The sequence below is a fragment of the Mycolicibacterium baixiangningiae genome (genome assembly GCF_016313185.1).
Taxonomy (GTDB): domain Bacteria; phylum Actinomycetota; class Actinomycetes; order Mycobacteriales; family Mycobacteriaceae; genus Mycobacterium; species Mycobacterium baixiangningiae.
This window is the reverse complement of the sequence record NZ_CP066218.1, coordinates 5,011,184-5,023,103: the sequence shown is the minus strand read 5'-3', so window position 1 is coordinate 5,023,103 and position 11,920 is coordinate 5,011,184. Positions and strand designations below refer to the sequence as shown.

The window sequence follows — 11,920 nt, the reverse complement described above, 5'->3', positions numbered from 1 at the left end:
GGAACTTCCGTAACGGTGTGGCGGTCGCAAGCGCACATTTCCGCCACCGCGTTACACAGGTGCACGCTCAGGACCTGACGATCTCCCCGTTGCGGGTCTTCGCGGCTGCGAGGCGCACGGCGTTGACGATGCCCTGGTACCCGGTGCACCGGCAGAAGTTGCCGGACAGCCCTTCGCGGATCTCCTCGTCGCTGGGGTCAGGATTGTCGGCCAGCAGCGCAGTGATCGAGGTGACGAACCCCGGTGTGCAGAAACCGCATTGCAGCCCGTGGCATTCCTTCATCGCGGACTGCACGGGAGACAGCTCTCCTTCCGGCCCGGCGATACCCTCGACCGTGGTGACCTCTTGGCCGTCGGCCTGCACGGCGAACACGAGGCAGGACCGGACGGCCTGCCCGTCGAGCAGCACCGTGCACGCCCCGCACGCCCCGTGCTCACAGCCGAGGTGGGTGCCGGTAAGCCCGCAGGTCTCACGCAGGAAGTCGGCCAACGTGATTCGCGGTTCGACCACCCCGCGGTGGTTGCGGCCGTTGACCGTCAACGCCACCGGAAGCTCATGCATGGACCATCTCCTCCGATGAAGTCACCTGTGTGACGGCCGCGGTCAGGGCGCGCGACACCATCGCGGCCCCGACGCGGCGGCGGTAGCTCGCCGAACCCTGCAGGTCGGCGGGTACGTCGGCGAGTGCGGCCAGCGTCACTCTGCCGATCTCGTCGGTGCTGATGTCGGAGATCCGTTCTCCGACGACGGCCCGTTCACCGTCGGTGCCGCGCAGCGGTGTCGACCCCAGGCCCAGCAGCCCGATGCCGCACCGCGTCACACGGTCGTCGCCGTCGACCTCCAGAGCGATCGTCGCGCCGGCGATCGCGAAATCGCCGTGCCTGCGCGCGAACTCCTCGACCGCGAAGCCGGTCCGACCGCTCCATACGGGGAACCGCACGGCGGTGAGGATCTCGTCTGCCGCGAGCGACGTCTCCCACAGGCCGGTGAAGAAGTCCGCGGCGGCGATCTCGCGGCGGCCGCGGGCGGACACGGCGTCGATCTGCGCATCGAGTGCCAGCGCGACCGCGGCGTACTCGGCGGCGGGGTCGGCGTGGGCGATCGCGCCGCCGAGGGTGCCGCGGGTGCGGATCTGGAAGTGCCCGATGTGTGGGGTGGCCAACGTGAGCAGCGGCACCGAGTCGGCCACTTCGTCGTCCATCCCGACCAGCGCGTGCGGTGTCCCCGCGCGCACCGAGATCTGACCGTCGACGAGGTCGATACCCGTCAACTCTCCGACGCGGGAGATGTCGATCAGGTGCTCGAAGTGCGTCAGGCGCATGGCCAGCATCGGCACCAGGCTCTGCCCGCCGGCCAGGATCTTGGCGTCCTCACCGAATTCGGCGAGCATCTGCACCGCCTCGGTCACCGTGTCGGGACGGTGGTAGGCGAACGGTGCGGCTTTCATGACGACAGCAGCCGGGCCAGCGCGGCCTGCAGATCCTCGGCCAGCACCGCCGCCGGCGCGCGCTTGCGGCGACGGCCGATCAGGAAGCCCGCAGCGGCGCCCGCGGCCACTGCGCCCGCGACCGGCGCGAAGCGCTTCGCCAGCGGCACCGCGACCACCTTGAGCAGGTCGAGCGAATCACCCGCGGCGGGCTGCGACGCCGCGGCGGCCGCCTCCGCAGTCGGTGCCGTCGTCGCCGTCGGGGCATCGCCGAGCACGTCGGCCTCGAGCGCCTTGGCGAACTGGCCGATGAGGTTGGTCGCGACGTCGGCGAGCACACCGCGGCCGAACTGGGCGGCCTTACCCGAGATGGTGAGGTCGGTGTTGATCACCACGTGGGTGGCGTCGCCCTCGTCCTTGAGTTGTGCGGTGACGGTCGCGGAGGCGTTGCCGTTTCCGCGGGTCTCCTTGCCGGAAGCCTTGAGCACCACCCGCCGCGCCGCGGCGTCCTTCTCCTGAAACGCGGCAACGCCGTTGTAGGACACCGTGATCGGACCGACCTTGACCTTGACCGCGCCGGTGAACTCGTCGCCGTCGACCGACAGCAGCGTCGCGCCGGGCAGGCAGGGTGCCACCCGATTGACGTCGGTGAGCACCTCCCAGGTCTTGGCGGCGGGCACCGCGACCCGGAATTCGTTGTTCAGCTCCACGGTCAGTGGTCCTCTCTTGGTTTGATTCCCCGGTCGCTTCGCTCCAGCCCTCCGGAGCCTTCGAGCAGTTCGACGATGGTCGCGGGGCTGGCGGGCAGCTTGGTGACGGTCACCCCCAGCGGGGCGAGCGCGTCGTTGATCGCGTTGATGACCGCCGGTGTGGCGCCGATGGCGCCACCCTCGCCGGCGCCCTTGTAGCCGCCGACGCCCGGGCCGGGGATCTCGACGTGGCCGAATTCGATCGGCGGCACCTCGGTGGCCGTCGGCAGCAGATAGTCGACGAACGTCGACGACAAAGGGTTGCCGTCGGCGTCGTAGACCAGGCTCTCCAGCAGTGCGCCCCCGATGCCCTGCACCGTGCCGCCGGCCACCTGGCCCTCGACGACGTTCGGGTTGATCATCGGGCCGACGTCCTCGCTGACGATGTAGCGGGTCAGCGTCACCTGGCCGGTCTCCACGTCGACCTCACAGGTGCAGGCGTGGGTGGCGTTGGCCCAGTGGATCATCGCCATCGAGGTGAAGCGTGCGGTGGCTTCGAGGGTGGCTGTTCCTCCAGGCGGAAGGTGCTCGGGCTGGTAGTGCGCCCGGTAGGCGATGTCGGCGAAGCTGACGCTCTTCGACGGGTCGTCGCGCACATACGCCTGCGACCCGCCGAGTTCGATCTCGTCCTCGGTGACCTCGAGCCGGTGCGCGGCCATGCGGACGAGTTGGGCCCGCAGGATGGTGCCGGCCTCGTTGACCGCGCCCGCCGTCATCGGGGCGCTGCGACTGCCCTGTGTGCCCGCACCGTAGGGCGTGACGGCGGTGTCACCCTGGATCGTCGCCACATCGTCGATGTCGGCGCCCAGCGCGTCGGCGGTGAGCTGAATGACCGTGGTCTCCAGGCTGTTTCCCGTCGACCCGCCGTTGACGTAGACATTGATCTTGCCGGTCGGCTCCATCCGGATCGTGCACCCCTCGGTGCCCAGGTGGCCGGTCGCCGCGCCCGTCGGTTCGATGTATGCCGAGAACCCCAGCCCGATATAGCGACCCTGGGCGAGCGCTTCGGCCTGCTCCTTGCGAAAGCCCTCGTGGTCGAGGATCTTGACGGCCTGTTCGAAGGTGTCGGCCGGTGCGACGTGGTCGTACGGCATGCCGTTGGGGTTGAAGTAGGGCATCTCATCCCCGCGCAGGATGTTCTTGCGGCGCAGTTCGATCGGGTCCATGTCGAGCTTGCGGGCGGCGATGTCAAGCAGGATCTCGCGTGCCAGCGTCTCGTACTGCCACGGGCCCCGGTAGGCGTGCAGGCCTGCGGTGTTGGAGAACACCGTCTTGTAGTTGAAGCTGGCCTTCGGGACGCGGTACGGCCCGGGGAAGAACATGCCGATCGCCGCGGTGGTGAGCACCGGGTACGGAGTGGGATACGCGCCGACGTCCTGGTTGAAGTCGATGTCGACGGCGAGGAGGGTGCCGTCGTCGTCGAATGCCATCCGCGCGGTGCCGTCGACGTGGCGGGACTGGCCGGCCGACATCAGGTTCTCGCGCCGGTCCTCGATCCACTTCAGCGCACCGGGGACTTTGCGCGCGGCGAGCATGATGACCATGTCCTCGCGCATCGGCACGACCTTCTGTCCGAAACCGCCGCCGGTGTCGCGCATGATGACCCGGACCTTCTGGGCCGGGATGCCGAGCAGCCGGGCGGTGAACGCGCGCAGCTCGTGCGGTGTCTGCGTGGACGCCCACAGCGTCAATTCGCCTGTGGTGGCTTCCCATTCGATCACCATGCCGCGGGTCTCGATCGGGACCGGCACGTACATCTGCTGATAGACGTTCTCGCTGACCACACATGCCGCCGACGAGAAGGTCTCCTCGTCCGGCGGTGCGCCGCCGAGTCCGCCCGCCACGTTGTCCGGGTACTGCTCGTGAACGACGTTCTCGCAGTTCACCGCGGTGCGGAAATCGGCCACCGGGGGCAAGGGTTCGTAGTCCACCTCGACGGCGTCGACGGCGTCTTCGGCGAGGTACCGGGATTCGGCGACGACGAGCGCGACGGGGTCACCGACGAATTTCACCTCGCCCTCGGCCAGCGGCGGGCGCGGGGTGTCGACAATGTCCTTACCGGTCACGGCGTGCCAGGCCTCGACGGCGTCACCGTTGAGGTCGTCGGCGGTGTAGACCGCGTACACGCCGGGCATCGCCAGAGCGGCGGTCGCGTCGACGCGCGTGATCCGGGCTCGGGCGAAGGGACTGCGCACGAAGCACGCATGCAGCATCCCCGGGCGCTGGATGTCGTCGACGAAGGTGCCGCGACCGGTCAGCAGGCGATTGTCCTCGACGCGGGCGACGCGGGTGCCCGAGTACCGGGTGGCGACGGTGTCGGTCATCGGTGATCGCTCCATTCCGTCGGATTGCTTCTGCGCGTAAGTGGTCGGTCACGGGCGCCAGCAAGAGTGCCGTTATCGTAACTGGTAACGAGTCCCCCTGAAAGGGAGAGCGTCATTTCCGCACGTCGTTGGGCTGTCAGGGCGCCGCACGTGCCCAGGCTGCCAGGTGAACGGCGCAGCCGGGCGGGAATCGGCGAGGCAGCGGTGCCTACCCGGGAAGCGCCGTCTCCCGGGCGGCGGCCGCCGCCTCCTGCAGCAAGGTGTGCTGCGCGCGTTGGTAGAGCGCCATGGCGTCCGTCGCGGTGTCGCCGACGGCGGTCATGCCGACCCGGCCGCATCCGCTGAGGCTGCTGATCATGTGGAAGACCACGCCGGTCTGGCTCGACTGGTCGAAGTGCATCCCGTGACGGGCGACGGCGTCGAACAGGTCGTCGACCGACAAAGCACGCAGACCGGCGGACTCGAGGTGGTCGGTGGCGACGAGATGTTTCTCTTGGCCCTGCGGAGTGAGGAACCGTCCGCTCGCACTGTCATAGGAGCCCTCGGTGAGGAACTGCAACGTGAGGAACGGATGGGTGGTCCCGCCTTTGCGGAGGTTGATCTCGATCGCGTAGGTCGACCAGGCGCCGGTCTCGTCCTTGACCACGACGAAGTCGATCGCGAAGCGCCCGAGCGCGCCGGCCGCCGCCACCCGTTCGCCGATGCGCAGGGCGGGCTCGCTGATCAGTCGCGAGTAAGCCGGGTCGGCAGGGAACAGGCAGCCGAGGAAACTCTGTCCGGTGGTGCCGCCGAGCAGCTGATCGTGCGTCGACAGCAGTTCGACGCTGCCGTCCGGCCGGGCCCGCAACTGCACGCTCGGGCTGCGCAGTTCCTCGCCGACGATGCGTTCCTCGACAATGCCGCCGCCGTGCTCGAACTTCTCCACATACGCCTCGAGCGGCACCTTCGGCGACTCCAGACGCATGGCGCGCACCGCCGCGGCGATGGCCGGACGCCGCTCGTCAGCAGGCAGCTCGGTGATCCTGGTCAAATCGACGAGAGCGTTCCCCGCACCCGCGACACCCTCGTTGGTCTTGACGATCACCTCCCTGATGGACGGCCGTACCGCCAGCATGCCGGCGATCGCGTCCGCCACCTCTTCGAGGTTGTGCAATCCCTGAGCGCCGAGCGGGTGGGTGACACCGCATTCGGCGAACAGGCGACGACAGCCCGTCTTGCTGCCGAGGTCGGCGAGGCGGGGGTCGGCACCGTACATCGGAATGCCGAGGGTCAGGGCGATGTCGCGCTCGGCCGCGGTCGTGCTGTATGGAATGAGATGGCACCGCTGCCGATTCGGGATGTGTGCGGCGATCTTCGCCAGCAGCCGGGGCCGCTCCAGCAGCTTGTCGGCGAGTGGGCGGTCCGACGGATCGTCGATGGAGACGAAGGTCGACCGCGCCAATGCGTGGCTGGGGATCACGCCGGGCAGCAGCGCGAGGTAGTACTCGACGATTCGCGGGTCAACCGGTGTCGACGTCACGTAGATCAGCCGTAGCCGCGGCTGGCGCAGCAACAGCAGCAGGAACAGGAACCGCTCCTCGAAGGCCGAGACGATCCCGGGGACCGGCTGCGTCACGGACACCGACGGCACGATGACCACCGATTCGTCCTCCAGGTCGAGTTTCATTGCGTCCCAAACGGTCTGCATCCTGGCCTGGAGGGCCTCGAATCGGCCCTGCCGGGCCGCCTCGTCGAGTTCGGACAGCGTCGGTTGGCTCTGCGATTCCGCCAGTTCCGAAACGGCCATGGGTTTCACCTTTCTCGATGATCGCCGGTGTCAGTGACGTCGAACACCCGGACCGGGCGGCTGAACCCCTTGAGTTCCAGCGCGCCGATCTCCGTGCCGAGCACAGCCGGCTCGGCCGCGTGGTAGACGCGTTGGGAAGCAAGGACTTCCCAGGGTCCGGCCGCGCCGCACAGGCGGGCGGCGAGGTTGGTGACGCTGCCGATCGCGGCGTAGTCGAACCGCCCCTCGAATCCGATCCGCCCCAGGGTGGCGAACCCCTGCGCGACCCCGACTCCCATCGAAAGGTCGTATCCGCGCCGGTGCCACCCTTCGGCCAGCACGCGGACGTCGTCGCGCATGGCCAGCGACATGCGTAACGCGCGCTCGGGAGCGTCGTCGACCGGAAACGGATCGTTGAAGAACACCATCAGGCCGTCGCCGGTGAACCGTTCCAGCGTGCCCTCGTATTCGAAGATGAGCTTTCCGAGGACTTGGTGGTATTCGTTCAACACACCCATGACCTCTTCGGGCTCGCTGGCCTCCGCGAACGGGGTGAAGCCGCGCAGGTCGCAGAACACCACCACGATCTCTCGCCGGTGGCTGGCCAGGAAGTCCTGCTCCCCGGAGTCGATGATCACGTCGACGAGCTGAGGGGACAGGAAACGCCGCAGCCGGCCCACGCGTTCGAGGTCGCGCACTTGGGCGGCCACCCTGTCCTCCAGCTCGGTGTTCCAGCGCCTGAGTTCCTCGGCCTGCCGGTTGATCGTGTCGTGGTAGCGCTTGAGCCGCGCCAGTGACGCGACACGCGCGAGTAGCTCGCCCTGGTCGAACGGCTTGCTGATGAAGTCGTCGGCGCCGGCGAGCAGGGCGGCGAGTTTCTCCTGCTGTCCGCTGGCGGTGATCATGACGACCGGCAGGAACGCGGTCTTCGGGTCCTGGCGGATGCGCCGGCAGACGTGGTGTCCGTCCATACCGGGCATCACGATGTCGAGCAGGACGAGGTCGACGTCGGATTCGCATAGTTCGTGGAGCGCTTTCTCGCCCGAGATGGCGGGCACCACGCGGTAGCCGTGCGGGCTCAGGACGGCGTCGAGCAGCCGCAGGTTCTGGGGTTGGTCGTCGACGGCGAGGATCGTGATCTGGTCGGCCATCACGTCCGCCGGGTGAAGAAGGGGGCCAGCTGCTCTCGCAACGCGATGATGCTGATCGGTTTGGCGATGTAGCCGTCGAAGCCGGCCGCGATCGCCCGCTCGCGGTCGTCCCTCATGGCGAAGGCCGTCACGGCGACCACCGGGACGCCTTGGCTGCGGGGGTCGCCGCGCAGCAGTTCCAGCGCCTCGTAGCCGCCGATACCCGGCAGCTGCAGGTCCATCAGAATGAGGTCGGGTGCGTCGCCGGTCGCCAACGCGACGCCCTCCTCGCCGGACCGCGCGGTGATCACGTCGTATCCCTGGAACCGCAGCACGTCCCTGATCAACTTGAGGTTGAGGGGGTTGTCCTCGACGACGAGGATGCGCGCGGCCATCAGCGTCCCGCGTTCCCGACGGGCAGCACGCGCACCCGCCTCAGGGCGTCGAGGAGGTCGTCACGCCCCACCGGTTTGGTGAGGTAGTCCGTCGCGCCGGCCGCCAGGCCGCGGGCCTTCTCGTCGAGAATCGACACGATGATCACGGGCATGGGCCTGGTCTCGGGGTCGGTCTGCAGATCGTCGAGCACGGCCCATCCGTCGATGCCCGGCAACCGGATGTCGAGAAGGGTCGCCAGCGGGTGCAGCCGACGGATGGTGTCGAGTCCGTCTCTGCCGTCCCGTGCCCACACGACCCGTACCCCCTGACCGTCCAGATAGGCGGTCAGCAGGTCGAGAGACCGGCGGTCGTCGTCGATCACGACGACGATCGGATCTGCGCCGTCGGTGGTGGCGTTGACCGCCGCCGCGCCGGTGTGCTGAACCGGAACCGTGAAACTGAAGGTGCTCCCGACGCCGACCTCGCTGCGCAGCGACATCACACCGCCCATCAGCGTGACGATCCGGCGGCACAGGGTGAGACCGAGGCCGGTGCCCTCTTCGCGCGCCGGTCCCCGCCGCCCCTGCTGGAACGCCTCGAAGATGCGCTGCTGGTCCTCGGGTGGAATGCCCACACCGTCGTCGGTCACGGTGACGGTGAGGGACTGGCCGGTCTGTTCGGCCTTGACCTCGATGTGTCCGCCGTCCGGGGTGAACTTCACCGCGTTGCTCAGCAGGTTCAGCACCACCTGCTTGAACCGCAGTTCGTCGGTCTCGATGAGATCCAGTTCGGGATCGATGGCGACGGCCAGCGTGAGCGCATGCCGGGCCGCCCGCTCCCGCACAAGGGCGATGGTGTGCTCGATGACCCCGCCGACCGTGAACACCGACGGTTCGAGCTCCATCCGGCCCGCCTCGACCTTCGACAGGTCAAGGATCTCGTTGAGCAACTCGAGGAGATGCTTACCGGAGTTGAGGATGTCCCGCAGGTACTCTTCCTGGCGGTCGTTGATATCGCCGAACATCCTCTGCAGCAACACCTCTGAGAATCCGATGACCGCGTTGAGCGGGGTTCTCAGCTCGTGGGACATGCTGGCCAGGAAGTCCGACTTGTGGTCGCTGGCCACTTCCAGTTCAGCGCTCTTGCGTTCGAGTTCGCGATAGAGACGAGCGTTGTGCACGGCCAGCGCGGATTGGCTCGCGAAGGTCTCGATGAAGTCGAGCAGGTCGTCGGCGAAGACGCCGGATGTCTTGCGCCGGACGACCATGACGCCGATGATCTGCCCGTCGCGGAGCACCGGAACGGCTAGTACCGAACGCCATCCGTCCTGATAGAGCAGCTCGAGGTGAACGTCTCGGTCCACCTCGGCGATATCGGGGATCCCCTGCGGGCGGCCCTGCCGTGCGGCGCGGCCGACCAGGGTGTCGTCCAAGCCGATGTGGAGCTTGCGCAAGCCGGCCAACAGTGCCGGGCTGCTGGGGTAGGTGGTGCGGGCGACGAAGCGACGTTCGTCGTCGAGGAACTCCATGATCGAGCCGCCGTCGCAGCCCGCGAACCGCACGGCGTTGAGGATGATCTTGAACAGCACCTCGTCGAGGTCGAGGGTCGAGCTGACGATTTCACCGACCGCGTTGAGTGCTTGCAGCTGTTCGACTTTGCGTGCGAGTTCCTTCTGCCGCCCGCCCAGTGCGCGCACCAGGTGCAGGTTGCGCACCACGGCGGCGGCCTGGGCCGCGAAACGCTGCAGCATGGTGGTGGCGCGGTCGTCGAACGGCTCGACTTCGGTGCGGAACAACGTGATTGCTCCTACCACCTCGTCGTCGAGGATCAGCGGTGCGGCGATCACGGTCCGCGATCCGGCCAGCTGCTGCACGTCGCGGCGGCCGTAGCCGGCGTCGGTGAGGACGTCGGTGACCTGTTCGACGCGCCGGTCGATCGCGACCCGGCCCGCCATCGTCTCGCGGTCCCTGCGCAGCGGGTGGGCGTCGACGTAGGTGCGGTACTCGGGCGGAAGACCGACCGTCGCCGCGAGTTCGAATTCGTCACCGTGCAGCAGGTAGACCGACACGCCCTGGCATCGGCACAAGCGCTGGGCGCTGTGTGCCACCGTGGCCATCACGGCGTTCGTGTCGGCGGCCGAGGAGGACCGCCCCAATGCGACGAGCACGGCGTCGGCCGCGATGAGTTGTTCGACCACGGCGTCGTGATCCTGCAGCAAACGCTCGTGTGTTTCGACGCTCGGCGGAAGCATTCCCCTGGTCATTCGTCGGCCTCCCCACGAGGTCCGAACAGTGCGACGTTGCCATTCTGCTCCTCACGCCATCAGCGGGGTATGGAATAGCAGATTGCGTCAATTGAAGACGGCGAGGATGTTGCGTTCGCTACTGTCGCGTCCGTGCAGAGCCTCGACCCCACGACTCTGCTGCTGCAGCTCGGGATCCTGCTGGCGGTCGCCTTTCTGCTGGGCCGCCTGGCAGAGCGCGTCGGGCTGCCCGCCACCACGGGTGAACTCGCGGCCGGGCTGCTGCTCGGCCCGTCGGTGCTCGGCCGCATCGCAGCGGACCCGGGGGACTGGTTGTTCACCCCGGCGTCCCCGATGGACGCACTTCGCGGTATCGCACTGTTCTGCGGCGTGTTGCTGATCGGCGTGGCCGGAGCGTCCGTCGACCTCTCGTTCGTCCGGACACGCCTGTCGACGGTGTGGTTGCTCAGCGCCGGAGCCCTCGTGCTGCCGCTGGTGTCCACGGCGGCGCTGGCCCTGCTCGCCGACCACCGGCTGCGCGGACCCGCCGCGGACAGCTGGTCGTTCGCCGTGTTCGCCGGCCTCGCCCTGTCGGTGAGCGCCGTACCGGTGATCGTCAAGATATTCGCGGATATCGGTGTGCTGCACCGCAACCTGAGCCAGTTGGCGCTGAGCGTGGCCGTCATCGACGACGCCGTCGTATGGATCGGCCTGTCGATCCTCGCGGCGGTGGTTCATCTGGAAGACGCAGGCACCGGGGCCGTCTGGTATGGAGATATGCCGTTGGCGGTGGCGGCCGTCACCGCCCTCGTGCTGATCGCAGTCGTCGCGCGGCACGCGGTCACCGGCGCTGAACGTGATCTCGGCGCCGGCGCGTGCTGTCTGGTCGCGGCGGCGTTCATCACGCTGGGGGCAGTCTTGACCGACCTGGTCGGGCTGGATTCGACGCTCGGCGCCTTCGTGTGCGGCGCGATCGTCGCCGGCGGCCGAATCGTGCCCGTGGCCAAGCTGCAGCCCCTGCGCACAGTGGTGTTGGGAGTGCTGGCGCCGTTGTTCCTCGCCGTGAATGCTCTGTCAGCCGACGTGATGGCCCTGCGCGACCCTGGCCTGGCCCTGGTCGCGGTCGCGGCGGTCGTGTTGGCGATCGCGAGCAAGTCGGCCGGGGCCTACTGCGGCGGCCGCCTCGCCCGGCTCGGGCACCCGGCGTCGATGGCGGTGTCGTCGGCGCTCAACGCCCGCGGCACCGTTCAACTCGTGGTCGCCGCCGCGGGTCTGCGCCTCGGAGTCATCTCCACCGAAGGATTCACGATCCTCGTGCTGGTCGCGCTGGTCACCTCGGCGATGGCCGGACCACTCGTCCGGCGGTATATGCGGCAGATCCCGCCGACCCCCGAGGAGCAGGCACGCGAACGGCTGGTCGATTAGTCGCCGCTGCCTTCGTCGTCACCCATTCCGGGCGCCGGGGTCTCGACGATGGTGGTGGTGACGACCGGGCCCTCGCCGGGCGCGATCACCGGGGTCTCCGGCTGTGTGCTCGGCTCGCTCCCAGGAGCCGGTGGTACCGCGCCGGGCGCGGGGGGCGCAGGCGCGGCCGGGACGGTTGCGGTCGTCGTGGTCGGGGGCGCGGGGGTCGGGGGCTGGCTCGACTCGCTGGTGGTGGTCCCGCACGCGGCGGCCAGCGGTGCGATCACGACGGCGGCGCTGATTCCTGCGGCGGCGGACCACCGGCGCACGGCGCCGTGGTGGGCCGACAGATGCTCGATTCTCATGATGCGACGTCTACCTCGTCAATCGGTGTCAATCGGTATCGCGAACCGCGCGCCATCGACCCGAAGTGCGGTGCTGAAGGGGACCGCGGATAAGGATCGGCGCGGAGCACACAGTGTTGGCCCGAGCCGCGGATAGCCA

Annotated in this window: 10 protein-coding genes; 1 reads left to right on the top strand and 9 read right to left on the bottom strand. The window is 68.5% G+C overall.

Annotation, left to right across the window (positions count from 1 at the left end):
* Positions 1-67: 67 nt before the first annotated feature.
* The 8 genes from I7X18_RS23860 to I7X18_RS23825 form a co-directional block, all read right to left on the bottom strand.
* Positions 68-562: a (2Fe-2S)-binding protein gene (locus I7X18_RS23860; RefSeq protein WP_193046429.1), complete on the bottom strand. Its 495-nt coding sequence runs from the start codon at positions 560-562 to the stop codon at positions 68-70.
* Positions 555-1,448 carry an FAD binding domain-containing protein gene (locus tag I7X18_RS23855; RefSeq protein ID WP_193046428.1) on the bottom strand — a complete coding sequence of 298 codons (894 nt, stop codon included), beginning with the start codon at positions 1,446-1,448 and terminating at the stop codon, positions 555-557. Before I7X18_RS23855 ends, I7X18_RS23860 begins: the two co-directional genes overlap by 8 nt.
* Positions 1,445-2,137, bottom strand: a complete 693-nt coding sequence (locus I7X18_RS23850; RefSeq protein ID WP_193046427.1) for an SRPBCC family protein — start codon at positions 2,135-2,137, stop codon at positions 1,445-1,447. The genes I7X18_RS23855 and I7X18_RS23850 overlap by 4 nt, the downstream gene beginning before the upstream one ends.
* Positions 2,138-2,139: 2 nt before the next feature.
* Complete coding sequence (locus tag I7X18_RS23845) at positions 2,140-4,500, bottom strand: xanthine dehydrogenase family protein molybdopterin-binding subunit (protein ID WP_193046426.1); 2,361 nt, start codon at positions 4,498-4,500, stop codon at positions 2,140-2,142.
* A 208-nt stretch (positions 4,501-4,708) separates the two neighbouring features.
* Positions 4,709-6,286, bottom strand: coding sequence for a peptide ligase PGM1-related protein (locus I7X18_RS23840; RefSeq protein WP_193046425.1), 1,578 nt, complete (start codon positions 6,284-6,286; stop codon positions 4,709-4,711).
* Positions 6,287-6,291: 5 nt separating this feature from the next.
* Positions 6,292-7,416 (bottom strand): response regulator, encoded by a 1,125-nt coding sequence (locus I7X18_RS23835; protein WP_193046424.1) that lies wholly within the window; start codon positions 7,414-7,416, stop codon positions 6,292-6,294.
* A complete protein-coding gene (locus tag I7X18_RS23830) occupies positions 7,416-7,790 on the bottom strand; it encodes a response regulator (protein ID WP_193046423.1) in 375 nt (124 codons plus the stop codon). Before I7X18_RS23830 ends, I7X18_RS23835 begins: the two co-directional genes overlap by 1 nt.
* A complete protein-coding gene (locus I7X18_RS23825; protein WP_193046422.1) occupies positions 7,790-10,033 on the bottom strand; it encodes a hybrid sensor histidine kinase/response regulator in 2,244 nt (747 codons plus the stop codon). The genes I7X18_RS23830 and I7X18_RS23825 overlap by 1 nt, the downstream gene beginning before the upstream one ends.
* Positions 10,034-10,165: 132 nt before the next feature.
* On the opposite strand from I7X18_RS23825, the gene I7X18_RS23820 reads away from it, so the two are divergent.
* Positions 10,166-11,437, top strand: coding sequence for a cation:proton antiporter (locus I7X18_RS23820; RefSeq protein ID WP_193046421.1), 1,272 nt, complete (start codon positions 10,166-10,168; stop codon positions 11,435-11,437).
* Here the strand turns inward: I7X18_RS23820 and I7X18_RS23815 are convergent.
* The gene (locus I7X18_RS23815) at positions 11,434-11,781 is read right to left on the bottom strand and encodes a hypothetical protein (RefSeq protein WP_193046420.1); all 348 of its coding nucleotides are present in this window, start codon (positions 11,779-11,781) and stop codon (positions 11,434-11,436) included. The genes I7X18_RS23820 and I7X18_RS23815 overlap by 4 nt on opposite strands.
* Between the last annotated feature and the right edge of the window lie 139 nt (positions 11,782-11,920).